This is a genomic window from Halorussus litoreus (assembly GCF_003382685.1).
GTDB lineage: Archaea > Halobacteriota > Halobacteria > Halobacteriales > Haladaptataceae > Halorussus > Halorussus litoreus.
In genome coordinates, this window is record NZ_QLVG01000017.1 from 87,192 (window position 1) to 111,598 (window position 24,407).

Here is a 24,407-nt window from a genome sequence, read left to right on the forward strand (position 1 = left end):
GTAAATTCTCCCCACCGACGCTTTCGAGTTAGTTGCCCCGCTCACTCGTCCGACGCGTTGACCATCGCCTTCCACGTCGCGGCGTCGACCACGCCGTCGTCGTCGAGGTTCATCCCGCGCTGGAACTGTCCGACCGCCGCCCTCGTAGCGTCGGTGTCACCGCTTTCGGGGGCCACGTCGTAGCCGAGCAGGCGGTCGAGCACGTGCTCGACCGCGTAAGTCGCCCAGTCGGAGGTCCCACGGTCGGGACCGACGGTCACGCACAGCGCCTCCCACGTGTTCGGGCCGGCGACTCCGTCGACAGTGAGGCCGTGCTCGTCCTGGAACACTTCGACCGCTCCGGCCGTCTCGGGACCGTACTTTCCGTCGTGGTACTCGAGGTCGTGACCGTGGAACTCGAGGAGGTGCTGAACCACGTAGGTCGCCTCGTTCTCGGTGTCCACGTTCGCGGAGTAGACCGGCCACTCGTCCGAGCGCCCGCCGCGGGGGTTCTCGACGTGGTCGGCCAGCGTGTTCATCACGCCGCAGATGCTCTCGGCCCACTGGTCGTCGGTCGCGTACTTCACGTTCATGCCGTCGAGTGTCGGGCCGTTGTAGTGGTCGCCGCCCTCGGTGAGGTACTCCTCGCGGACGTACGACATCGCGTGCCGGGTGCAGTCCGCGAACGAGTCGAACCCGTGGGCCATCTCCTCGGGTGCGACGTCGAACGCGCCGAACCCGTAGAGGTTGTTCTTCTCCCGGACGATATCGCCGAGTTCGCCCCACCCGGTCTCGATGACGGCGTGGGCCGCCATGTACAGTTCGTTGATGCCCAACTCGTCGGCCACCTCGACCCAGACTTCACCGAGTCCGACGAGCGGACACTCGCCGTGCGCGGACAGGATCGCGTCGTCGAGGTCGTCGCCCGTCAGACTGCCGTCGTCGTGTCTGTCCCGGAGGTCGGTCCGGACGGTGTACTGGTCTGCCATCGGTCGGCTGTCGAACAGGAGTTTATTAGTATTTTCCCTACGTATCTATAGTAGAATTAAGCCTGGATTATTAGAGGAACCGCTGGGGCTCGACTGGATCCACGACGCAGTTGCGGCCATCAGTGACGACCCCGGGCGACGTTCGAGAAGTAGTCCCGGAGCGGTCGCCAGTCACACGCGAAGTCGTTCGAAACGGTCGCGCGCGCTCGCCAGCGCGTCCGCGTCACCTTCTGCGAGGTACTGGCCCACCTCGCGAGCGGCGGCTACGAGCAGGTCGGCAGTTTCGGGGGTCACGTCGCCGTCGAGCGCCCGCACGCGCCTGACGTGCGAGTCGAGCGTTTCGAGCGCGTCGCGGCCTGCCTCCTCCCCAATCCCCGCGGACTCGGCGTCCGTCTCGTCGAGCCAGTCGGCCATTTCCCCGCGGTACTCCCCGGCCGCGTCGGTGGCGGCCAGCCCGCGGATGGGACGCATCGACTCGGGCACCTCGGCCGCGTCCGGGCGCTGGTCCTCCTCGCTGTCTGCCTGCCGGAGGAGTGCGAGGAAGTACCACTCTTCGTCGTCGCTGAGGTCGAGTCCTCGACCCACCACGTCGGCGGCGTGGCGGAGCTCCAGCGCCGCGAGGTAGGTGGCATCGAGCGCGAGGAGGTCGCCGCCCCGCACGAACCCGCGCTTGCGGACGTACTCCCGGGCGAGGTCGCCTGCGCGGTCCGCGACCTCGCGGAGCGGCTGGACGTCGACGAGTTCCCGGGCGTCGCTCAGGTCGAGGTCGGCCGGGCTATCGGTGTGGAGCCTGCGCTCGCCCTCGACGCCGACGCTCTTGAGGCTCCCGCAGTCCGGGCACTCGACGCTCCCGGTGTCGTAGTAAGACCACCGCGCCCCGCAGTCCCTGCACTCGCGCTGGCCGCGAACTTTCATGGGTCGCGGTTGGGCCCCGCGACACAAAACGATCGTGGACTCGCGCGGGAGCGAAGCAGTCGCCCCGCACCGAGGAGACCGCAGGTCCAACTGAAAACTTATGCCGTCGAGTTACGAGGAGCCCCGCATGGACGACGGCGACGAGCGCCCGCTCGTCAGGTTCCGGATGCCGGTCTCCGAGGACTACTGGCGGGAGTACGGCGTCCCCCTCGCTCTTTTGCTCGGCACGCTCGGAGCCGCGGCGGTGGTGGCCGCGCGCGAACTCGACGACGGTCTCGTCGTCGGCGCGACGGTCGTCGGCCTGTCGGTCGGGGCCGTGCTGGCGGGCCTGCTGGTGTACAACGTCGTCGTGATCGCTCTGCTCGTCGCACAGCGGTGAGATTCGACCGACATCTCGGCATCGCGGACCCCTACGTTTATCATCCCCGTTCCACTACGGTCGGACGCATGTCGAGTCACAGCCTCCCATCCGAGGCATCCGAGGATAGAGGAAGTCGCCAGTCGGCGGCTGATCGAGAAATTCTGTGCCGAACGACGACTCCGTTCTGAGCCGGCCGACACCGAGACGGACGGTCCCGACCCGAACGAGCCCAGTTCGAGCAGTCCCGACGCCGACCAGTCGGTGTACGAGGAGACGGTCGCGGTCACCGTCGCGGACGACCGCCACCGACTCACCAGAGCCGAGGCCGACCAGCTTCGGCGATCACTCGGCGAGGCGCTGACCCAGCGCCGGGAGTTCCTGCGCACGGCAGGCACCCACCGCGAGGACGGCAGCTACGTCGTCGAGCGCCGGGGAGCCGACTCCGCGGGCCACCGGAAGGTGTTCGACTCGTTCGCGGCGCTCGGGCGGCTCTACGAACGCCTGCCCGCCGAGTTCCGCGCCGCGGACGTCGAGCGCTCCGGGCTGACCGGCGGCCGACGACATATGCTGGTCCACCACCTCGCGGAGCATCCCGCGTTCGACTGCGAACTGGCGAAGCATCAGCCGCTGACCGCGCGAAAGTGCGGGCGAGGCGCGAAGGAGGGCGAGACCCACGACGGAGGTGGAGCCGGCGACTGACACCCGAGATGGAACCGCGACCATCCACGTTCTCCATCGTCGCGCGCGATCTGGGGAGGTGTGAGACCTGCGGTCGCAGTTCGGCCGCGGTGCTGTGCGGTGCCGTGCGGTCTCTCACGTGCCTCGGCAGTAGTTCGCTTCTTTAGTAAGAAAATCCGAGTTCCGAAAGTCAAAGAAGCAATCTGCTGTTGAGATCCAATTCCGAGTCCCACCGAACTCATAATCCCGGAACCCAAACTCCAGCGCATGAGAGACGAAGCAGAGATCCGTGAGCAGTACGAGTTCCTGACCGAACACCTCGAGGACGAGGAGATGCGCCACGAGGGCGTCAAGCAGATGTTCACCTACTACAAGCGCGCGCTCGGCTGGGTGTTGGAGGAAGAACACATCTGATCGCGATCCGGCCGCGCTAGAAATCACCGATAGACGCCCTGAAAGAGACGTTCCCTCCCGACACCGGTACGGGTCACCGGGGGCGTTAGCTTTATAATGTTGGAGCGGGTTTGTTCAGGTGACGCTTCGCTTGGAGGGCCGAAGCGTCAGCGGGGACCAATTCAGGGCGGCAAGCGGTTCCGCGGGGCGTTTTCACCCCCGCGTTATCCGCTTTCCTTTCCATATCACTTTCCAGAGTATCCGACTCGCTAGTCTCGGATTCGCCGCGATGCTCACTTGGACTCGTAATTCCTCGTGACGCTTCGTACTCGAAAGTAGTTTCTCGAAAACACACGACGCCGAACAGCCGTTTATTCGATCTCCAGCGACGCGTCCGACGCCGACCCGGACCCGCTGGCGTTCTCGTCCCACTCCAACTCGAACTCGACGCTCAACTCGCCCGACCCGCCGCCGCTGGGCGTCTCGCGCTCGGCCTTCACCTCGAAGGTGGGCTCCGCGGGCGGGTCGAGCGTCACCGACTGGTCGCCCGCCGACAGCGTGATGTCGCCGCCCGACTCCAGTTTCTCCGCGATGGCTCTCAGGTAGGCGGCGGCGTCGTCGCGGCTCGTGCGGCGTTCGGTCTCGAAGAGTACTTCCTCTGGCATACTTGCATAGACGCGGCGGCGAGGCTTAAACCCCGACGCTGATTCCGACGGAGTCGGGCTGGTTCGACCGTGGTCCTGCCTTCCGCCGAGTCGACAGCCGTTTCGTCAACTAGTGACCTGACGGCGGCCGGAAACGAGGGCAGCGCTACCGGTTCCGCGCGAGACGTACCGCGACGGTTACACCGCGAGAGTCGGCAACGGTGGGCCGTTATCTTCTTCTCCGTCGGCAACCTAGCTGGGACGTTACCGATGCACGACCTGACAGGCTTCCAACGAGATCTGCTGTACACCATCGCCGGGCTCGACGAACCCCATGGCCTCGCCATCAAGGAGGAGCTGGAGCACTACTACGAGAAGGAGATCCACCACGGCCGGCTCTACCCCAACCTCGACACGCTCGTCGACAAGGGACTCGTCGAGAAGGGCCAGCGCGACCGCCGGACGAACTACTACGCGCTGACCCGGCGGGGCACCCGCGAGATCGAGGCCCGCCGCGAGTGGGAGTCCCAGTACGTCGAACCGACCGTCGAGGCCTGAGACGGATTCGCAGTCCAGCAGCGGGGCGGGGACGTACTCGTCAGTCTCGAGGTCGCGTTCGGATCGCCGAGACACGTCTCGTGAGTCTCGTCACGCGCTTCGTTCTTCTCTGACCAACAGATTAGTCGTCGTTGGGCGACCCGCCGACCGGTTCATCCACGGGCGCGTCCGTCGAGCGCGAGTCGGCGGAACGAGTGTCTGTCCGGGTCGCGTCGGTCGGGGTGCCATCTGTCGAACCTGGGCCGCCAGTAGAGCCATCGGCCGAAACCGGGCCCGCCGCAGCCGGATCCGTCCCACCTCCGTCCGGGTCGGTGCCGCCCGGACCAGCACTGCTCGAACCGGCCGCTTCCTCCCCCTCGAACAGATAAGTGGGGTCGACGGCCCACGGCCGGATGGGCTCGCCCGCCAACAGCTCTGGGAGTACGACGCGGACGAAGTGGACCACCAGCACGAGGATCATCGGTCCGAGGAAGATGCCGTACCAGCCGAACAGCAGCGGCCCGAAGATGTACGCCAGCATCACGAGTCCGATGTGGAGGTTCCGCCCCGAGACGTACGGCCGCAGGACGAGGTCCGGGATGGTGTCCACGACGACGAACGACACTGCGAAGAACGCGACCGGGAACCACAGGGCGTTCGGGTCGCCCATCGCGATCTCGACGCCGAGGTACGCCGACACCGGGAAGTACACCAGTTTCATCCCCACGATGGGGATGAGGCTCGCTGCGCCGGTGAGCAGCCCCAGCACGGTGGGGTAGGGAACGCCCAGTCCCGCGGGCGCGAGCAGGTCGAGGACGTTGTACGCGGCCGCGCCGATGATGCCCGTGACCAGCGCGTTCAGGATGTTGCCGAAGAAGACGCTGTTGAAATCCCGGTCGACCGCCCGGACGTACGCGTCGAGGACGCCGCCGCCGTCGGCGAACTGGCGCTTGACGAACCGCGAGAGCTGGTGGTCGTCCCGGAGCAGGTAGAACGCGATGGCGATCATCACGAACAGGTGGAGCGCACCGGTGCCGATGACGCCGCCGTACTCCAGCGCCGAGGTTCCGATGTCGCGGACGAGCGCCGGGTCGGGATTCGCGAGCAGTTCCTCGGGGCTTCGCGCGATGGAGGAGACGTCGACGTACGGCTGGATGGCGGATTCGAGGATGCCGAGGTCGGTCCGTTGGGAGATCTTGTTGAACTCCTGGACCGCGATAGCTCCGGTGTAGGTTAGCAAGAGTAGGACGGGGAGCGCGAGCGCGAACAGTGCCGTCGCGGCCGCGAGGCTCGCGGGCCGGACCCGCCGCCGGATGCGGCGGTACAGCGGCCGGGTCGCGTAGTAGATGAAGACGCCGAAGACGAAGGTGCCGACGAACGAGTAGATCACGAACAGCACCGCCGCCGCCAGCGCCAGTCCGAGCAGCGACCACGCGAGCCGCGAGCGCTCGACGTTCCAGCCAGCGTCCATGTTCCAGCCACCGAACCCCCGGGACAAAAACCTTCGTAGTCCATGAGGTGTTCGGAACACCGCGCTCGCGGTGGTTGTCGGACTACAGAACGGGAGTCGTCGGACCGCAGCTCGGCCGACGGGGGAGAGATATTTATACCTACATAGTAATAGGTAGAAGAGTGACGAGTATCGTCGACTTCTTCACGCAAGTGCCGCTGGACAGTCAGGTCGTGCGCGTCGCGCTCGCGGCAGCGCTCGGACTGTTCCTCGGACTGGAGCGCGAGTGGTCACACAAGCCGGCGGGAATCCGGACGTTCACCCTCATCAGCCTGCTTGGAGCGGTGTTCACCATCCTCGACCGCGATGTGCTGCTCCTGCTGGGCGGCCTGCTCGTCATCGTTCAAGGAACCATGCTCGGCGTGAAGGGGCTGATCGCCGACGACGAGGAGGACGTGGGCCTGTCGCTGACGACCTCCGTGTCGATGCTGGTCGCGTTCGGCGTCGGCGCGCTCGTGATGGAGGGGTTCATCCTCGTCGGAGTCACGGTGGCGGTGCTGTCGTCGATGCTGCTCGTGCTCAAGCGCGAACTCCACAGTTTCGCGTGGGGGATGTCCCGCGAGGAACTCCGGTCGGCGGTCGAGTTCGCTATCCTCGCGTTCGTCATCTACCCACTGTTGCCAAACGAGGAGTTCGCGTACGGCATCCAGCCCCGGACGGTCTGGCTGATGGTCGTCACCGTGGCGGCCATCGGCATCGTCAACTACGCGGTCGTCAAGACGTACGGCGGCCGGGGCATCGCGGTCACGGGCTTTTTCGGCGGGCTCGCGTCCTCGACCGCGGTCGTGGGCACCATGCTCGATCACGTCAAACAGCGGCCCGAGGCGGCCTCCTACGGCGTGGCGGCCATCCTGCTCGCCGACGCCGCGATGGCGGTCCGGAACCTCGCCATCGCGTTGGCGTTCACCTTCGGCAGCGACACGCCCGTCCTCTACGGCGCGGTGTTGCCCCTCGGCGCGGTCATCCTCGGAAGCGTCGCCATCGCGGCGTACGCGGCCGACTGGTCCGAGCAGGTCGACATCGACCTCGACAGCCCGTTCTCGCTCCGGAACGCGCTGGGCTTCGGAGCCATCTTCCTGCTGGTCATCGTGGCCGGGGCGCTGGCCCAACAGCAGTTCGGCGCCTCGGCGTTCTACGTGACGGCGTTCCTGTCGGGGCTGGTGTCGAGCGCCGGCGCGGTCTCCTCGGCGGTCCTGCTGTACATGGGCGGCACCATCGACCACGGGACCGCGGTGTTCGCCATCCTGCTGGCGACCGCCTCCTCCATCGTCGTGAAGGCCGCGCTCACCCTCTCCGCGGCGAACCGGTCGTTCAGCCTCCGGGTAGCGGCGTGGAGCGGCGTCCTGCTCGCCGGGTCCGGCCTCGCCGCGCTATTTGCGGTGGTCTGAATCTCGGAGCGCGATCAGTTGAGTTTCGGAGAGAATTGCACGAATCGGAACGAACGAATTAAAGGGTACCTCTCCATACCGGTCTGCATGGACCGACACACCGCGGAACCCACCGTGGAAGAGATGCCCGGGAAACGGGCACAGGAGTGGGCAGACTACCATCACCAGTTCTCCGCACCGAGCACGTACGTCTACGACTTCGTCTGGGACTTCACCGAGGACGCCGTGGGGCCGTTCTGCACCGACGTCGACAGGAACGTCCTGCTCGACTTCACCTCCCACGTGGCAAGCGCGCCGTTGGGGTACAACAACCCCAAGATCACCGAGAAGTTCGCGGAGTTCGACCTCATCGACCCGACCAAGATCGCCGGCCAGGACTTCTACGCTGCGGGCGGCTGGCCGCCAGAAGACCCCGAGTTCCCCGGGCCGAGCCAGCTCATGGAGCGGCTGACCGACTTCACGAGCCACTACGACATGGACACCGTCTTCCTGTCGAACTCCGGGGCCGAGGCGGTCGAGAACGCCATCAAGATCGCCTACGCGCAGGGCGGCCACCGCGCGTTCACCTTCGACGGCGCGTTCCACGGCCGGACGCTCGGCGCGCTCTCGCTCAACCGCTCGAAAGTGAACCATCGGAAGGGCTACCCCGAGGTCGGCGGCGTCGTCTCGGTGCCGTATCCCTCGACCGAGAAGGCCTACGAGCAGCAGTGGCTGACCGACGGGGCGGGCGGCAACGTGGTCGCCGACAAGCTCCACCCCGAGCAGGGCGTCATCGACCCCGAGGAGGTCGCCTACCTCATCCTCGAACCGGTCCAGGGCGAGGGCGGCTATCGCGTCCCCCACGACGGGTTCGTCGCGGACCTCGCCGAGGTCCGCGAGCGCTACGACGTGACCGTGATCGCCGACGAGATCCAGTCCGGGCTCGGCCGGACCGGTGAGATGTGGGGCGTCGACCACCTCGACCTCGAACCCGACGTGATCACGTCCGCGAAGGGCCTTCGCGCGGGCGCGACGGTCGCCAACCGCGACCAGTTCCCGTCCGAGAAGTCCCGGCTCTCCTCGACGTGGGGCGCGGGCAAGATCGTCGACTCGATGCAGGGCGTGTTCACCCTCGACGCCATCGAGGAGTACGACCTGCTCGACAACGTTGCCGAGCGGGGCCGCCAGCTCCGCGAACTGCTCGAAGACAGCGACCTGCCCAACGCCATCGACGTGCGCGGTCGCGGCCTCATGCTCGCGGTCGAGTTCGACACCAAGGAGCGCCGCGAAGCCGTCGTCGAGGCGGCGCTCAAGCGCGGTCTGCTCGTCCTCGGCTGCGGCCACAAGACGCTGCGCCTGCTCCCGCCGCTCGACGTGACCGAGCGCGAGATCGAAATCGGCTTCGACCTGTTGCGGGAGGCAGTCGAGGACGTGGCCTGAACGACTTCCGCAAACTGCTTTCGGGACTCTACTTTGTCCGTGTCTCGTTCGGCGAGAGCTATTCGGCTTTCAGACGTTCGTCTTTCAGCTATTCGACTTTGGACCCTGGGCGCGTGCTGGCGCGGTCGTCGGGTCGTTGAGTTCGCCAAGCGAATACGGATACCACCGAGGAAGCCCGAATCGCACCGAATTACGGCCACCTCTCACGAGAATCCTTCGAGAGCGGCCTGTTTTTACCTCCGCGAACCTTATCCGAGCCCATGCAAGTGGGTCTCGTCACCGTCGGCGACGAACTGCTGACGGGTGACACCGTGAACACGAACGCCGCGTGGCTGGGCGAGCGGCTGGCCGAGCGCGGCGCGAGCGTCGAGCGCGTGGTCGTCGTCCCCGACCGGATCGCCGACATCGCCCGCGTGGTCAACGAGCTCCGGGCCGACTACGACGCCGTGATCGTCACCGGCGGGCTCGGACCGACGCACGACGACCTCACGATGGAGGGCGTCGCGGCCGCCGTGGGGGTGCCCGTCGAAGAGCACGAGGAGGCCGTGGCGTGGATCACCGACCACACCGACTACGAGGCCGGCGACCTCGTCGCGGGCACGACACACCTTCCGAAGGGCTCGCGGATGCTCCCGAACGAGGCCGGGGTCGCGCCGGGCTGCGTCGTCGAGGGCATCTACGTCCTGCCGGGCGTCCCCGAGGAGATGGAGGCGATGTTCGAGTCGGTCGCCGACGAGTTCGCCGGCGAGTACCGCCACGTCCGAGTCGTGGAGGCCGACGAGCCAGAGAGCGCGCTGGTCGAGCGGGTCGCACAACTCCGCGAGCGGTTCGACGTGACCGTCGGGAGCTACCCCGGCGAACACGTCCGGCTCAAGCTCCAGAGTCCCGACGAAGACGAACTCGATCGCGCGGCCGCGTGGCTCCGCGAGCGCGTGGACTCGACGTAGGACGGAGAAACGAGCGTTACCCGACGGGGCGATACTACCGGTAGAAGTAGATCAGCCACGCGACGGTCAGCAGCACGCTCAGCGCGCCGACGACGATACCGGCGTCGTTGATGGGGATCGACGTGGATTGAGTGAGTACGAACATACAGGGGGTTCCGGACCGCTACCCTTAACGTTTGCCAAGCGCCCGCGTGGAGCCGCCTGCCCTCTGGCGAAACCGGCGATTGAATCCCGAAACGATGCGGAAACGGCGGCGTAATCGGGTGTTGGCTTCCCCGCGGAACCCCGTTTTTTCGAGTCCCGCGAGGTCGAAACCCTCGCTTGCCCGGATGAACCGTTCGCTTGTCCCGATAAACCGTCCGTAACGGTCGCGCCGGTTTATCCGTCACACCGGCAAAGGTCACCCTGTCCGCGGCGGTCGCTCGCATCGTTATTCACGGATGGGGAACCGTGGCAGGCGGCCGACGCGGGGAGGTACGAACAATGACACAGCACAGCCAGCAGCCGACGGGCGGAACGCAGGGAATGGGCAGTCAGATGGGCGGCTCACAGATGGGTCGCCAGATGGGGAGCTCGGGAGGAATGGGCGGCCAACAGATGGGCGGCCAGATGAGCGGCCAGCAGATGGGCGGTCAGACGGGGGCGTCCCACCAGACGACGCACCAGCAGGTCGGCCAGCAGTTCGAGTCCGAGCTGACGCCGGAGCTGAATCAGGCGCTCGAAGCGTTCGACCGCGTGGTAGAGATATCCTCGTGGTGCGCCGACAAGTGCATCGAGAGCGGCCCGCAGATGGCCGAGTGCGCGCGACTCTGTCTCGACCTCGCCGAGGTCGCGGAGCTGAACGAGAAGCTCATCGCGCGCGACTCCATCAACGGGCCGGAGGTCGCCGAGACGTTCCTCATCGTGGCCCAGCAGGGGCTGCCGGTCCTCGAACAGCACCAGCAGTCGCCACACGTCCAGGAGACGCTGGAGTCGGTCTATCAGGCCATCGAGTCGACGAACCGGCTGCTGAACTCCATCGGCGGCCAGCAGGGGTTCCAGGAGATGGCCCAGCAGATGCAGGGCCAGCAGCCACAGGGCCAGCAGTTTCAGGGTCAGCAGCCGCAGAGTCAGCAGTACCAGGGCAGTAGTCAGGGACAGGTAGGCCAGCAATCGCAGGGCCAGTTCCCGCAGTCGTACTGACTCGCCGCCGACTCGCCAGTGACACTTTTTTCGAGGCTTCGACACGACGCGGACCGCGTCGCTTTTGCGCCCGACCCGCCTACGTCGCGGTATGCGACGCATCGGCGTGGTGGTCAATCCCATCGCGGGGATGGGTGGTCGAGTGGGCCTGAAAGGCACCGACGGGAAGGTCGCGGAGGCGCGCGAGCGCGGCGCACAACCGCGCGCACCCGACCGGGCGACCGACGCGCTGCGCGCGCTTGGCGAGCGCGCGCAGCGCGGGTCGCCCGGTCCGAAAGCCGGCAATACTGGCGGGCAGACCGCCGACGATTCCGACGGCCCGAACGCCGACGAGCCGGGACTCGAGATCGTGACCGTCGCGGGCCAGATGGGCGAGGACGAGACCCGCGAAGCAGGGCTCGACCCAGTGGTCGTCGGCGAGCCCGGAACCCCGGACGGCACTGCGCTGGTCGGCGACGCCGCCGCGGCGGCGTCGCCGACCAGCGCAGCCGACACCCGGGAGGCGGTTCGACAGTTCGTCGCGAACGACGTGGACCTGATCCTGTTCGTCGGCGGCGACGGCACCGCGGTCGACGTGGCCGAGACGCTGGCGGACCTCGACTCGGACACGCCGATGCTCGGCGTCCCGGCCGGCGTGAAGGTGTACTCGGCAGTGTTCGCGGTGTCACCCGAGGCGGCGGGTCGGGTCGCCGCCGACTTCGACCGGACCGAGACGCGCGAGGTCAACGACATCGACGAGGACGCCTACCGCGAGGGCGAGGTCCGCGCGGACCTGAAGGCGCTCGCCGAAGTGCCGGTGGCCGAGGACCTCCAGTCGAGCAAGCAGGTCGGCGGCGGCACCGTCGAGAGCCTCGCGGCTGGAGTGGGCGACGACGCCCGCGAGGACGAGAGCGCGACCTACGTCCTCGGGCCGGGAAGCACCGTCGGCGCTGTCAAGTCGGAACTCCGTTTCGCGGGCTCGCCGCTCGGCGTGGACGTGTGGCGGGATGGGGAACTGCTGGTCGAGGACGCCAGCGCCGACGAGATACTGGCGAATCTCGGCGAGCGGAACGTGGTCGTGGTGTCACCCATCGGCGGGCAAGGGTTCGTCTTCGGTCGCGGGAACGACCAGATCTCGCCCGCGGTGATCGAGCGCTCGGCGGTCGAGGTGGTCGCCTCGAAGCACAAGCTCGACGGACTCGGCGTGCTCCGGGTCGACACCGGTGACGAGGCGGTCGACGAGTCGCTCCGGGGCTGGCGGAAGGTCAGGGTCGGCCGATTCGAACGCCGGATGATGAAGGTCGTCTGACGAGTCGGATCACGAGTGGAGGTTCGTCCACTGGCAACGAGCGTTTAAGGAACAATAATTGTCCCTTAGTCAAGCTTAAGGTGACTGCTCCCCCACTCTCTCCCCATGGAAACTCGCAAGGTACAGCGGCTGGGCCCCTCGACGCTGGCGATGACGCTGCCGGCCGAGTGGACCAAAGAGAACAACGTCGAGAAGGGGGACGAGGTGTCGCTCCGCATGGCCGGCAAGGGGACGCTGACGGTGCTGCCGGAGTCTGCTCACACCGAGGAGTCCGAGGCGGTCATCCACGCCGAGAACCTCGATGCCGACGCGGTCGAGCGCGCTATCGTCGCCCAGTACGTCCTCGGGCGGCGCATCATCCACGTCGAGAGCGAGGAGACACTCGACAGCGAGATCATCAACGCGGTGTACAAGGCCGAGACCCAGCTCATGGGACTGGGCGTCGTCGAGGAGACCCCCGACAGCATCGCGATCCGGTGCTCGGTCGACCCCGAGGACTTCAGCCTCGACAACCTGCTCGAACGGCTGGAGAACACCGGCTCGACAATGCGCGGCGAGGCGGTCAAGGCGCTCGCGCACGGCAACCCCGACCTCGCCGAGCGGGCCCTGAACCGCGAGCGGCAGGCCAACAAGATCTTCGTCCTACTCCTACGGCTCATCTTCACGGCCTACCAGAACCCCACCCTCGCCCGCGCGGTGGAACTCGACACCGGCTTCCCGCTCATCGGCTACCGCTCCATCGCGAAGAACCTCGAACTCACCGCGGACAACGCCGAGGACATCGCGGAGATCGCGCTCGAAGCCGAGGGCCACACCCTCGACGTGGACGGCGCGACGATGCGCCGCATCCGGGAGTTCACCGATCAGGTCGACGAGATCACCGCGCTCGCGGTCGAGGCGGCGGTCGAGCGCGACTACGACACCACGCTCGAAGTCCGCGCGCTGTTCCACGAGATCGGCGACCGCGAGAGCGAGATCCTGTCGGACCTGCCCGAGATGGACAACGAGTCGCTGCTGGCGGTCCGGGAGGTGCTGGTGAGCCTCCAGCAGACAGCCCAGTACGCCATGCGGAACGCCGAGATCGCCGCGAACCTCGCGCTGAACGAGGAGAGCGAGCACACGACGATCAAGTAACCCGGAAGCAAGTAGTTCGGTATCGGTCGGCTTTCGACTCAGCTTGGTAGAATCGATGCGGTGGTGCGGTCAGTCCGCGCCGACCACCTCGCCCTCGTCGGTCGCCATCGCTTCGCCGGACGAAATCGCCTCGCTGGATGCCACCGTCTCGTCCGACGCCGTCTCCTTCGCGCGCTGTTCCTCGCTGGTCTTCTCGGCCGTCAGGGGGTTGCGCCGCGAGATGTCGCAGTCGAACTCCGGATGCTCCGCGAAGTGGCGCACCAGCATGTGCCGGCGCGACCCTGTGATGCCGTTCCGGCCCACGTCGTCGGCCGTGAACTCCGCGGGCAGGCGGTCGAACAGCCGACCCAGCACCGCGAAGCTGTCGAACACCTTGGAGTTGCCCGCCGAGTCCGCGCCCCGGCGTGCGACCTCGTAGGTGCCGTCCTCGCGGTGGACACCCGCCGTCCGGAAGAACTCCCGGCGCTGGGTCAGCGCCTCGCCGACCGCGTCCTGCAGGTCGGCGGCCTCGTCTCTGGTCAGTTCGTAGTCGCGGCCCTCGATGGCCAGCACTATCGATTCGCCGTCTCTCTCGACGGATACGTCGGTCTCATCGCCCGAGAAGAACTCGATCAGGAGCGTCTACACTCCGTGTCATGCGTCCGTACGTCACAGTGCCGGGGATAAAACGTTTCCGGCGTTCCGAAATGCTGCGCGATCCTCGGGGGTCGAGACCGCTCGGCTCCGTGCAGATTTCCGTCCAAACACCTCCGCGTTCAGTAACAACTAAGCCGGGAACATACTATTCCTCGACCATGAATCGAACCCTCCGTAGCTCGAACGCCAGTCGTTTAGCGCACGTCGCGTCGACCCAGTGGACCCTCGGAGGTGTCCTAGCCGCCGACCCATGAGACGCAAGATAGCCGCCTCGGCGTCGCTCGTCGGGGTCGTCGTGTTCGTCGGACTACTCGTCACCGGGGCCGTCGGTGGAGCCACCGGGATGGCGGATGGAGTCGCCGGAACCACGGACGGGATCGCCGGAACCACGGACGGGGTTGCCGGAACCACGGACAGGGTTGCCGGAACCACGGATGGGGTTGCGGCGCAGGACTCACTGAACGGTCCCATCAAGACCGACTACTTCACCATCAGCTACGAGGACGGCAACCGAGCGGAGGCCCAGGAAGTCGCCTCGTTCGCCGACGAGTACTACGAGGTCATCTTCCAGCGGTTCGGCGTCGAGCCGGTGGACGAGCTGATTCCGGTACGAGTCGTCGACGAGGAGAGCATGGACTGCACCCTCGTCGACGCCGCCGGGTGTTACAAGAGCGGCGTCAAGGCGACCATCTACGTCACCTCCGACAGCCGCTCGCTGTTCTACCACGAGTTGACCCACCGATTCCAGGCCAGAGCGATGGAGGGCGGGACGTGGATCGACCCGCCGGGGAGTATCGCCAAGTTCGACGTGTTCGTCGAGGGCACCGCCCGCTACCTCGGCACCCCCGCAGACGACATCGCGGCCCGGGCGTCATTCCGGGCCGAGGACACCCCGATGACGACGAAGAACGTCTCGTTCGACGGCTACGACGATCTCGCGCTGTTCTCCGAGTTCGTCCTCCACGAGTTCGGCCGGGAAGGGCTCGACGTGCTGTACACCACCTCCGACCCCCGCGAGGTCGCCACGCTCTCGAACGGGGACTACCCCGAACTCGTCGAGCAATTCTACGACCAACTCCCCAAACAGGCGTCCCGGATGGCCGACGGTGGTGCCCCGCTGGTCGGGTTCACCTACGACCCGTTCCTCCCCGAAGCGGGGAGCGAGGTCACGTTCGACGCCCGGACGCCGTCCGCCATCGAGCAACTCGGAAAGTCCTGGTACGATGGCGAAGCCAACTCGTACGAGTGGGATTTCGACGGTGACGGCGAGATAGAGGCGACCGGACCGACCGTCACCCGGACCATCGACGACCCCGCAAACACCACGGTGACGCTGTACGTGACCATCGACGGCGAGCGCCACCGTGCCGAGCAGGACCTGCTCGACAGCAGCATGGCGCTCGGCCGGACCGCGCTCGAACCCGTGTTCGAGGTAACCGACGTGAAGCGTGCCGCGGGTCTCACCTACCCGGCCGACCGCGACGCCGACCACCGTGGCTTCGCAGGCGTGGAGAGCACGCTGAACGTGACCGTCCACAACCGCGGAATCACCGGGTCCGAAACCGTCGAACTCCGGTTGGCCGACCGCACGGTCGCCACCCGCCAACTCGACCTCGGTGCCAACGGGGCCCGCCAGCTCTCGGTCGAACACGTGATTCCGGCCGACCTCGACCCCGGCACCTACGAGTACGAGGTCGTAATCGGCAATCAGACGTGGACGCGGACCGTCTACGTCGAGAACCCGAACCTCTCGCTCAAGTTCGATTCCATGTCGGTCCCGAACGGCACCGAGGGCTGGCTCATGCAGTCGATGGTCAAACCCGGCAAGCGGATGGAGGTTGTCGTAGACGCAGTCGGCTACGAGGACGACGCGACGAGGACCGAGACCGTCGAGTTCTACGTCGGCGACCGGACGATAGCCCAACGCGAGGTGACCTTCACGAGCGGGTACTCCTCCGTCAGGCTGAACTTCACCGCGCCGTCCGAACCGGGGAACTACCACATCCGGGGCTCGGCGGTCAGCGACGCCTCCCCCGTCGACGGCTTCGCCCGACGCATCAAAGTCAGGGAGGATGTCGGCATCGCGGAAGTCGAACTCGAAGACCTCGGCACCGACGAGACGTGTTCGGCGACGATAAAGTCCGCCGAGCTCTGGGACATCTACAAGGAAGACGACGAGGACTGGTTCAACCCCGAGAACGTCTCGGCCATTAACCCGGGCGACGACGTGCAGTGGCTCATAACTCTCGTACCGAGCGATGACTGTCAACCCGGTGGGCGGTTCGCTATCGAGGTCGCGGGCGACGACCAATACGCCTACGTCGAATCGGCTAAAACACCGTGGGCCAACCCGGGCTACACGTTCGAGGAACCGGGCCGCTACGAAGTTCGCGCCGGGGGAACGGTTATCTCGACCGTCAACGTCACCGCCGAACCCACGACGACCACGGTGCAGACCACCACGACGAGTTCGGGGGGCGACGCCGGAAACAGTGAGGAAACCGAATCCGAGAGCGGGGCCGAATCGGAAACGACTGACCGTCCGGAACCGACCGAGGAGACGACCGCCGACGCCACCGGCGGAACTCCCGGCTTCGGAGTCCCGGCCGCCGTGGTCGCCCTCCTGGTCGCGGTCACTCTCGCAAGACGCCGGAGAACGTCGCGGTAGCGTCCGGACTCACTCGCCGTTTCTGCGCTCCGCCACCAACACGCCCACTTGGTCGTGAACTTGCTCGACGGCCGTCAGCGCGAACCCGGCGTCCGTCAGCGCGTCGGCCAGATACCCCACCGTCGAGGGGTCGTCCACTTCCGGACTGTAGAACGGCTCGTCGGGGTTCGGCTCGCCGAAGAACATCACGTCGCCGAGCACGAACCGTTGGGGTCCCAACTCCGCAATCGCCTCGATTGCCTCGCGCTTCTCCTCGTCGCTGAGGTGGTGCATCGCGAAGTTCGACACCACCACGTCGACCTCGCGGTCCGCACCGACGTTCGGCTCGCGGAAGCGTCCCTCGCCGAACTCCACGTTCTCGATGCCCTGTTCGTCGGCCTTCTCGCGGGCCTGCTCCATCATGCCTTCGCTGATGTCGCGACCGATCACGTCGCCGGCGTCGTCGGCCAGCGCGAGCGCGATAGCGCCGGTTCCGGTCCCGAGGTCCAGCACGGTGTCGCTTTCGCTCAGGCCTCGCGGGCGCTGCCCGCTCGGCGATTCCGAGGCGCTTCGCGCCTCGCCGACAGCGTGCTCGACCACCAGCGAGACGCAGGCGCGGTACTCCTCGGTGTCGTTCTGGCTGTCGTCGTACTCGCCCGCTACCTCGTCGAAGCGCGAGGCGTGCTCGTCAAGACTCCTCTTCATACCTGCCGCGTTCGACCCCCGGCGCTATGAAGTCGTCGGACCGGCGCTCCCGGTTGCGCTCGGCGAGTTCGCCCCACTCCCGGAGGCCGGCGCGGATCTGCTCCTCGGAGAAGCCGATGGCCTCGCCGACCGCCGCGAGTTCGCGCGGCGCGCGAAGCTGGAGGTGGCTCGTCGGCTCGGCGCTGACGACGAACGGCGCGTCGTACTGGGTCACGATCTCCCGGAGCTTCCGGAGGTCCTGGATGGCCTGCACGCGTGGCCCGCCGTCGCTCCGGACCACGCGCGAGAGGTCGAACTCCACGCGGACGCCGTTCTCCGCCGCGGCCTTGGCGAGCACGTGGTTGAAGTCCCCGCGGTCGCGCATCGGGTGGGCGAGCACGTCCACGCGCGCCTGCTCGACCGCGAAGCGATTGAGCGCGTTCGTCCCGCCGTGGAGCGCGAGCACGGACACCTTCGGCCGGTAGTTACCGACGTGGCCCGACGCGACCTCGGGATTGTCGGCCCGAATCTCGACCGCCTCGACCACGTCCACGCCGTACTCGTCGCGCACGCGCTCGGCGTCGTAGTCGGCGCGCGCGTCGCTGTGGTTGCGCACGACCACGCCGTCGAACTCGTAGTTGGCGGCGGTGGCTGCCATGCGCGCGACGGTGCTGTCGCCGTCAGGGTGGGCGTGGACGCCCTCGTAGAGAGGCATGTAAACGAATTCTCGTTGGGAAATTCTCTCGGGGCGGTTTTCACTCTGTTCCTTCGCACGACGAGTAGTGCGTGCCCGTCAGAACTGATATCGCCGGTCGTCCTTCTGCTGTTGCTGGGGGAACTGGTTCGCGCCGGTCATCTCCTCGAACGTCATCCCCGAGAGGAACTCGTCGTAGGTCACGTCGTACTCGCTCCGGAGGTGGAAGTCGAGGTTCCCAGTCTCGACCGCGGACTGGAACAGCATGTGGACCGCCCGCCGGAGGAGTTCGTCGGTCGCCTCGGGGTCGAGCCCAGCGTTCAGCATGGCGAGTTCGTTGCGCGTCTCGCGGTCGAGCGACACCGCAACCTCGTCGCCGAGGTCGGTGTACTCGTCCTCGATGTCGGCCTGCAGGTCGTCCAGACTCATGCCCGGAGCGTCGTCCGCGGGCGGGAAACGCCTTTCGACCCGGCACCACGCTGGTTCTGAGCTGAACATCGGTGTCGCTCGGCCCAACAGCCGCTGCCCTGGTGGACTGAAAGGGCGAGGCGGGTCCGCGGTCACGCGAGCGGAGCGAGTGTGACCTCGGAAGTCGCAGCCCGCGCAGGCCGAAGGCCGAGCAGGACCGTCTTCCGGCGGCGAGCGCGCCGAGGGCTTTCGAGGACCCGTTCCCAATCTCGGAGTAGTTGAGCACCGCGAGGGTTTCCAAGAAGCCAATCCCGGTCGACTATCCTTCCGAACATCTCCTTCGTTCCGCCACGAATCTTCAAGTGACTCGCCGTGGTCCACCTCGTTGGGATACAGATGAAGAAGAACGTCGGCGGACTCGATCAGGGGATTCGCATCACGCTCGGCCCGATGCTGGTGGTCGCCGCGGTCGGGTCGCTGCTCGGCAAGCTCAGACTGGGCTCGGCGGCCACGGCGGCCGCGTTCGCAGTCGGCGCGATTCTCACCGCCACCGGGCTGACCCAGACCTGTCCCGCGAACAGCGTGATGGGTCGGGATACTTACCGCCCGTCGGACGACCTCACCGAGGAGGCCCAGCAGATCCGCGAGCGGGCGGTCCAGTAGCGAACGACTGACTGCGGTCACCCAAGCCGTGCGTCACAGTCTCGACAGGTAGTTCGCTCCGCCCAGTTTTTCGTTCCACATTCCGAGCACGCGACTCGATATCTGTCACCGTCGCGGAGGTAGCTCACGGCCGACGCCGACAAACCGAAGGCCGTCACTGCTAGCCCAGCAGCGAGCAGACCGACGCTCCCGAAGGCCAGTTGTCCGACCGCGCCCGCCGTGAGCGCGAGGCCAGCGAGGACCAACGTCTGTCCGACTCCGCCTCCGGTTCGAGTTTCGGTCACGGGCGGACGGTTTCACGCCCCGAGGTTAGTTCTGTCGTCCCCGAACCGCGGTTCCTTTATCGGCGTCGTCCCTACCCGGAGTCGATGAGCGACGCCGACCCGGAGTCGGACGAGGCCCTGCCCGACGACCTCCCGGCGGTCCGCGACGAACTCGTCTCGTGGTACGAGGCCGACCACCGCGAGTTCCCGTGGCGCGAGACCGACGACGCCTACGAGATCCTGATCTCGGAGGTCATGAGCCAGCAGACCCAGCTCGGCCGGGTCGTCGAGGCGTGGGAGGCGTTTCTGGAGCGGTGGCCGACCCCCGAATCCCTCGCGGCGGCCGACCGCGCCGACGTGGTGGGCTTCTGGACCGACCACAGCCTCGGCTACAACAACCGCGCGAAGTACCTCCACGAGGCCGCCGAGCAGGTCACCGAGGAGTACGGCGGGGCGTTTCCGGAGAGTCCGGACGAGCTTCAGAACCTGATGGGCGTCGGTCCCTACACGGCGAACGCAGTGGCCTCGTTCGCGTTCAACAACGGCTATGCCGTGGTGGACACCAACGTCAAGCGCGTGCTGTACCGCGCGTTCGACGTGCCGGACGACGATGCCGCCTTCGAGGAGGCCGCGAGCGAGTTGATGCCAGAGGGCGAGTCCAGAGTCTGGAACAACGCCATCATGGAACTCGGCGGGGTGGCCTGCGAGCAGTCGCCCAAGTGCGACGCGGCGGGCTGTCCGTGGCGCGAGTGGTGCAGCGCGTACGCGACCGGCGACTTCACCGCGCCCGACGTGCCGACCCAGCCAAGCTTCGAGGGGAGCCGCAGGCAGTTCCGCGGGAAGGTCATCTCGCTTCTGAAGGAGTACGACGAACTCCCGCTGTCGAAGCTCGGCCCCCGGATTCGCGTCGACTACGCGCCCGGCGGCGAGTACGGCCGAGAGTGGCTCGAAGGACTGCTCGACGACCTCGCAGACGACGGACTCGTCAGCGTCGGCGAGCGCGACGGAGAGATAGTCGCCTCGCTCCGCCGGTAAGGCGCGACCGAACTCCCGCTCGACCGATACCGCCAGCCGGCAAGCTTCCCGCGTTCAGATACGTTTTTCACGGGGAACTTCCACAGCAGGGACATGCACGACGCCGCGGCGAGTACCACCGGCGCGACCGGAGGCGAACGCTGAGATGGCCGACCACGTGACCCGGCGCGGACTGCTGCGAGTAGCCGGGACCGGCGCGGCCGCTGTCTCACTGCTGGCCGGCGCGGGAACCACCGCCGGACAGGACGCGCAGGCCTCGGTGACGTTCGAGGATCAGGTCACCGACGGCCGGGAGGTCGTGATCGCCGAAATCACCACGTCGGTGGACGTGAGCTACGCCGTGCGAGCCCCGGACCTCGACGAGATGCTCGCGAGGGGCCAGTTCGAAGCCGGGACCGACCGCGAAGGCGTCACGATCACGCTCGATCGTCCCCTCCAGCAGGACGCTCGACTGGCGTTCTCGCTGTACCCCGTGGACGGCGGCCAGTCGCTGGCTCGGGACACGGCGGGAGTGACCGTCTCGGGCGGGGTTTCGTACCTCGACGGGGTGTCGGTGACGCGGGTCGACGCCGACCCCGAGTCCGGCTTCAACTACCCGTACTTCCTGTACGCACCGCCGGTTCCGGAGGCGGAAGCTGGAAAGCCGATGCTGGTCGAGCCCAACAACACCGGCACCGCGACCGACGACTTCGAGCGACACGAGGAGCGAGCGAGACAGCTCGTCAGCGGCGGGTTCTCCCGAGATATTAGCGGCCAACTCGGCGTCCCGATGCTCGTCCCGGTGTTCCCCCGCCCGCAGTCGGACCCCGTCGACGGCACCCACTACGTCCACCAGCTCGACCGGGACACGATGCAGCTCTCCGACGGCCCGCTGGAGCGGGTCGACCTGCAACTGTTGGGCATGGTCGACCACGCCCGCCAGATGCTCGCCGAGGAGTCGTACCCCGTCGCGGAGGATATCATCATGAACGGGTTCTCGGCGTCGAGCAACTTCGTCGACCGGTTCACCGTGCTGCATCCCGACCGCGTGGTGTCGGTGACCGCGGGCGGGTTGAACGGGATGACACTGCTCCCGCTGGCGGAGGCGAAGGGCCACACCCTGGACTTCCACGTCGGCATCGCGGACGTGGAGGACCTCACCGGCGAGCCGGTCGATCTCGACGCGCTCGACGAGGTGAACCAGTTCCTCTACATGGGCGGCGAGGACTCCAACGACACCATCCCGTACGACGACGCGTGGACCAGCGACGAGTTGCGCGAGACGGCGCTGTCTGTGTACGGCGACCACATGCTGAACGACCGGTTCCCCTACTGCCAGTCGGCCTACGAGCAGGCCGGCGTGACCGCTCAGTTCCGCGTGTACGAGGGCGTCGGCCACACGCCCCGACCGGCGAAGGAGGACGTCGTCGAGTTCCACAGGCGGAGCATCGAGGGCGAAGACGTGAGCAAGTTCGGCCAGCAACTCGGTCTGCGACCGGCGGTCGAGGCGAGTGCGAGCGACCCCGGCGCGGGCGAGCCAGTCGAGTTCGACGCGACCGGGTCGACGTTGACCCGCGGCGAGATACTGGCGTACACGTGGGAGTTCGGCGACGGCGAGACGGCCGCAGGTGAAGTCGTCACTCACTCGTTCGAGAACGGCGGCGACTACGAGGTACGACTCACCGTCGTCGATAGCAACGGGCGGATTGAGGAGGCCGCCGTGGAGATCACCGTCGGTGACGGGACGGCCGACGAGACGGAGGCCGCGGGGACGACCCGAACGGACACGGCAGAAGACGCTGAGACGACGCGCGAGGAGACGAGAACTGCCGACTCGACCCCGACGACTGGCGCGCGCGAGACCGGCCAGAGCGACGAGGATGGAAGTGACGACTCGACGGAGAATGGCGATTCCAGCACCGGACTCCCGGGCTTCGGCGTCGGAACCGCACTCGCCAGCGTCGGCGCGACGACCTATCTGCTCGGTTGGCGGCGGGGAGACCGACCGGAGGACTGATCGGCCGGAGTTCCAGAAGATTGGCGTTGTAGATCCGCGTCTCGGTGGTGTACTTCCTCTCCGGTCGGCCCGACTCGGCGTCGAGCCGGGAGAGCTCCCCGTCACCGGTCCCGTAGTAGACCGAGCCGACGGCCAGCACCGCCGAACTATCCGACCCGTTCAGCGTCTCGAACCCCCAAAGCTGCTCGCCGGTCGCTCTTTCAGTCCACCAGGCCGGCGGTTGACTCACCGAGCGAAGCCGCGGACTGGTCGCCCTTGTCTGAACACCGTTCGGACAGTCGGGCGTTCTCAAGCGCGGTCGCCGACCGACCCGCTACCGAGTCACTGAAGTAGCCACTTCAGTCTACAGAAGGGGTTTACCATCCCGCGTGGAACCACCGACCATGTCCCTCCGACGCCGCGAGACCTTGGCACTGACCGGCGCGTTCCTCGCCGGACTGGCGGGCTGTGCGGGCGACTCAGAACCGGACCCGGGCGCGACCACCGAGACGACCGCGACTCGGGACGCCACGGAGACCACCGACCCCGCGACCACCGAAACCCCGACCGACGACCCCGAGCAGGGTGAGACGACCACCGAGGAGCCGCCGAGATTCGACGAACTCGACGCGCCGCCGTTCCCCGAGATCGACCCCGCGACCGACCCGCAGATCTCGGAGACGCTGCTGGCCGACCAGATCCGGGGCAACGTCGGGTTCGCGCTCGACCTGCTCGCGGTCCTGCGCGAGCGCGAGGGCGGTAACCTGTTCGTCTCGCCGTACAGCGTCTCGGCCGCGCTGGCGATGACCTACGCCGGGGCGCGCAGCTCGACCGCCGCGGAGATGGCCGACGCGCTGAACTACGTTCTCGACGGCGAGGACCTCCACGGCGCGTTCGGCTCGCTGGCGGCCGAGTTCGAGCGTCGGAACGAAGACGGACAGGAGGCGAACGTTCCGACAGGCCCCGACGCCGGAGAGGACGCCGGCCCGGCGTTCGAACTCTCGACCGCGAACGCGACGTGGGGCCAAGACGGCTACCCCTTCCGCGAGGACTTCGTCGACCTGCTGGAAGCATATTACGAGGCCGGATTGAATCTGGTGGACTTCGCGGGCGACCCGGAGGCCGCGCGACGGGAGATCAACGACTGGGTCGCCGAGCGGACCGACGACCGCATCGAGGAACTGCTCCCCCGCTCGTCCATCGACAGGGCGACCCGGCTGGTGCTGACGAACGCCGTCTACTTCTCGGCGCGCTGGCGGACGCCCTTCGACGAGGACGCGACGGAGCCGCGCCCGTTCACCGCGCTCGACGGGACGACGACCGAGGTGCCGACGATGCACCGGGAGCTCAAAGCCCCGTACTCCAACGTCGACGGCCATCAGCTCGTGGAGCTCGACTACGCCAACGCCGACACGAGCATGGTGATCGTCCTCCCCGCGGAGGGCGAGTTCGAGGCGTTCGAGGAGTCGCTCACGGTCGACAGGCTCGCCATCATGCTCGATCAGGCCGGCCGGGCACTGGTCGACCTCTCGCTGCCGAAGTTCGAGGTCGAGTCGTCGTTCAGCCTCGTGAAGACGATGCAGGCGCTCGGCATGGAGGAGGCGTTCACCGGGAGCGCGGACTTCGGCGGGATGACCGAGGAGGGCGACCTGTTCGTCGACGAGATCCAACACCAGAGCTTCGTGACGGTCGACGAGCGCGGCACCGAGGCAGCGGCTGCCACGGCGGTCGCGATGGCCGAGTCCGCGCCCCGCAGACAGCCCGAGATGACGGTCGACCGGCCGTTCCTGTTCTACATCCGGGATAAACCGACCGAGACGCCACTGTTCGTCGGGCGCGTGACAGACCTCGAAGAATGACCTGCGAGCGAACCGGAAGTTCCCGCCCCTGACCCGGCGCGTCGCTTTCGTCCGTCGCAGTCGAACCCCTTCGAAGCGAAGCGAACGCGGCGCGCCCACCGTCTGTGGAGTCCGCTTCGCGAATCCATTCCGCGACTACCCGAGGGTCGGCGGTCGTGCGACGCGGCTTCGGCCGCGTC

22 protein-coding genes and 1 pseudogene are annotated in these 24,407 nt (G+C 67.1%); 15 read left to right on the plus strand and 8 right to left on the minus strand.

Translation table 11 applies throughout. The features are described 5' to 3' along the window. Nucleotides 1-41 precede the first annotated feature (41 nt). A complete protein-coding gene (locus DPQ64_RS19800; RefSeq protein ID WP_115864372.1) occupies nucleotides 42-968 on the minus strand; it encodes a peptidoglycan-binding protein in 927 nt (308 codons plus the stop codon). Between the two features lie 171 nt (nucleotides 969-1,139). Beyond that, nucleotides 1,140-1,883, minus strand: a complete 744-nt coding sequence (locus DPQ64_RS10905) for a DUF7117 family protein (RefSeq protein WP_115864373.1) — start codon at nucleotides 1,881-1,883, stop codon at nucleotides 1,140-1,142. A 127-nt stretch (nucleotides 1,884-2,010) separates the two neighbouring features. On the opposite strand from DPQ64_RS10905, the gene DPQ64_RS10910 reads away from it, so the two are divergent. The 3 genes from DPQ64_RS10910 (at nucleotide 2,011) to DPQ64_RS19245 (ending at nucleotide 3,336) form a co-directional block, all read left to right on the plus strand. Then, a complete protein-coding gene (locus DPQ64_RS10910) occupies nucleotides 2,011-2,262 on the plus strand; it encodes a hypothetical protein (RefSeq protein WP_115864374.1) in 252 nt (83 codons plus the stop codon). Nucleotides 2,263-2,505: 243 nt separating this feature from the next. After that, nucleotides 2,506-2,943: a DUF7528 family protein gene (locus tag DPQ64_RS10915; RefSeq protein WP_115864375.1), complete on the plus strand. Its 438-nt coding sequence runs from the start codon at nucleotides 2,506-2,508 to the stop codon at nucleotides 2,941-2,943. A gap of 246 nt (nucleotides 2,944-3,189) precedes the next feature. Continuing rightward, nucleotides 3,190-3,336, plus strand: a complete 147-nt coding sequence (locus DPQ64_RS19245) for a hypothetical protein (RefSeq protein ID WP_198662096.1) — start codon at nucleotides 3,190-3,192, stop codon at nucleotides 3,334-3,336. Nucleotides 3,337-3,686: 350 nt separating this feature from the next. Here DPQ64_RS19245 and DPQ64_RS10920 read toward each other — a convergent pair whose 3' ends face one another. Then, nucleotides 3,687-3,980 carry an amphi-Trp domain-containing protein gene (locus DPQ64_RS10920; protein WP_115864376.1) on the minus strand — a complete coding sequence of 98 codons (294 nt, stop codon included), beginning with the start codon at nucleotides 3,978-3,980 and terminating at the stop codon, nucleotides 3,687-3,689. A gap of 249 nt (nucleotides 3,981-4,229) precedes the next feature. On the opposite strand from DPQ64_RS10920, the gene DPQ64_RS10925 reads away from it, so the two are divergent. Continuing rightward, nucleotides 4,230-4,517 carry a PadR family transcriptional regulator gene (locus DPQ64_RS10925; protein ID WP_115864377.1) on the plus strand — a complete coding sequence of 96 codons (288 nt, stop codon included), beginning with the start codon at nucleotides 4,230-4,232 and terminating at the stop codon, nucleotides 4,515-4,517. 121 nt (nucleotides 4,518-4,638) lie between these two features. Here DPQ64_RS10925 and DPQ64_RS10930 read toward each other — a convergent pair whose 3' ends face one another. Then, the gene (locus DPQ64_RS10930) at nucleotides 4,639-5,967 is read right to left on the minus strand and encodes an AI-2E family transporter (protein ID WP_115864378.1); all 1,329 of its coding nucleotides are present in this window, start codon (nucleotides 5,965-5,967) and stop codon (nucleotides 4,639-4,641) included. Nucleotides 5,968-6,128: 161 nt separating this feature from the next. Here DPQ64_RS10930 and DPQ64_RS10935 point away from each other — a divergent pair, with 161 nt between their 5' ends. From DPQ64_RS10935 to DPQ64_RS10960, 6 genes are all read left to right on the plus strand, one after another. After that, nucleotides 6,129-7,394, plus strand: coding sequence for an MgtC/SapB family protein (locus DPQ64_RS10935; RefSeq protein WP_232820560.1), 1,266 nt, complete (start codon nucleotides 6,129-6,131; stop codon nucleotides 7,392-7,394). An 87-nt stretch (nucleotides 7,395-7,481) separates the two neighbouring features. Continuing rightward, a complete protein-coding gene (locus DPQ64_RS10940) occupies nucleotides 7,482-8,813 on the plus strand; it encodes a class-III pyridoxal-phosphate-dependent aminotransferase (RefSeq protein ID WP_115864379.1) in 1,332 nt (443 codons plus the stop codon). A 260-nt stretch (nucleotides 8,814-9,073) separates the two neighbouring features. Then, entirely contained in the window at nucleotides 9,074-9,760 is a 687-nt protein-coding gene (locus DPQ64_RS10945) for a competence/damage-inducible protein A (RefSeq protein ID WP_115864380.1), read from the plus strand. Nucleotides 9,761-10,243: 483 nt separating this feature from the next. After that, nucleotides 10,244-10,942: a hypothetical protein gene (locus DPQ64_RS10950; RefSeq protein WP_198662097.1), complete on the plus strand. Its 699-nt coding sequence runs from the start codon at nucleotides 10,244-10,246 to the stop codon at nucleotides 10,940-10,942. A 91-nt stretch (nucleotides 10,943-11,033) separates the two neighbouring features. Next, on the plus strand, nucleotides 11,034-12,230 hold the full coding sequence (locus DPQ64_RS10955) for an ATP-NAD kinase family protein (protein WP_115864381.1): 1,197 nt from the start codon (nucleotides 11,034-11,036) through the stop codon (nucleotides 12,228-12,230). A gap of 105 nt (nucleotides 12,231-12,335) precedes the next feature. Further along, nucleotides 12,336-13,364, plus strand: a complete 1,029-nt coding sequence (locus tag DPQ64_RS10960; protein ID WP_115864382.1) for a phosphate signaling complex PhoU family protein — start codon at nucleotides 12,336-12,338, stop codon at nucleotides 13,362-13,364. 177 nt (nucleotides 13,365-13,541) lie between these two features. Here DPQ64_RS10960 and DPQ64_RS10965 read toward each other — a convergent pair. Next, a pseudogene (locus DPQ64_RS10965) lies at nucleotides 13,542-13,886 on the minus strand (DUF7528 family protein); the annotation flags it as partial. Nucleotides 13,887-14,250: 364 nt separating this feature from the next. Between DPQ64_RS10965 and DPQ64_RS10970 the strand changes: the two are divergent. Then, nucleotides 14,251-16,668 carry a PGF-CTERM sorting domain-containing protein gene (locus tag DPQ64_RS10970; protein WP_115864383.1) on the plus strand — a complete coding sequence of 806 codons (2,418 nt, stop codon included), beginning with the start codon at nucleotides 14,251-14,253 and terminating at the stop codon, nucleotides 16,666-16,668. A 9-nt stretch (nucleotides 16,669-16,677) separates the two neighbouring features. Here the strand turns inward: DPQ64_RS10970 and DPQ64_RS10975 are convergent, their stop codons facing one another. From DPQ64_RS10975 to DPQ64_RS10985, 3 genes are all read right to left on the minus strand, one after another. Continuing rightward, on the minus strand, nucleotides 16,678-17,352 hold the full coding sequence (locus DPQ64_RS10975) for a class I SAM-dependent methyltransferase (RefSeq protein ID WP_115864384.1): 675 nt from the start codon (nucleotides 17,350-17,352) through the stop codon (nucleotides 16,678-16,680). Next, nucleotides 17,336-18,046, minus strand: a complete 711-nt coding sequence (locus tag DPQ64_RS10980; protein WP_115864385.1) for an RNase P subunit p30 family protein — start codon at nucleotides 18,044-18,046, stop codon at nucleotides 17,336-17,338. Before DPQ64_RS10980 ends, DPQ64_RS10975 begins: the two co-directional genes overlap by 17 nt. 78 nt (nucleotides 18,047-18,124) lie before the next feature. Beyond that, entirely contained in the window at nucleotides 18,125-18,454 is a 330-nt protein-coding gene (locus DPQ64_RS10985) for a hypothetical protein (protein WP_115864386.1), read from the minus strand. A 375-nt stretch (nucleotides 18,455-18,829) separates the two neighbouring features. Here DPQ64_RS10985 and DPQ64_RS10990 point away from each other — a divergent pair, with 375 nt between their 5' ends. The 4 genes from DPQ64_RS10990 to DPQ64_RS11005 all read left to right on the plus strand — a co-directional run bounded on the left by DPQ64_RS10990 (nucleotide 18,830) and on the right by DPQ64_RS11005 (nucleotide 24,228). Next, complete coding sequence (locus tag DPQ64_RS10990; protein ID WP_115864396.1) at nucleotides 18,830-19,096, plus strand: YgaP family membrane protein; 267 nt, start codon at nucleotides 18,830-18,832, stop codon at nucleotides 19,094-19,096. 368 nt (nucleotides 19,097-19,464) lie between these two features. Further along, the gene (locus DPQ64_RS10995; RefSeq protein WP_115864387.1) at nucleotides 19,465-20,394 is read left to right on the plus strand and encodes an HhH-GPD family protein; all 930 of its coding nucleotides are present in this window, start codon (nucleotides 19,465-19,467) and stop codon (nucleotides 20,392-20,394) included. 145 nt (nucleotides 20,395-20,539) lie between these two features. Beyond that, a complete protein-coding gene (locus DPQ64_RS19250) occupies nucleotides 20,540-22,390 on the plus strand; it encodes a PKD domain-containing protein (protein WP_198662098.1) in 1,851 nt (616 codons plus the stop codon). Between the two features lie 383 nt (nucleotides 22,391-22,773). Beyond that, on the plus strand, nucleotides 22,774-24,228 hold the full coding sequence (locus tag DPQ64_RS11005; RefSeq protein WP_115864388.1) for a serpin family protein: 1,455 nt from the start codon (nucleotides 22,774-22,776) through the stop codon (nucleotides 24,226-24,228). The last annotated feature ends 179 nt before the right edge of the window (nucleotides 24,229-24,407 follow it).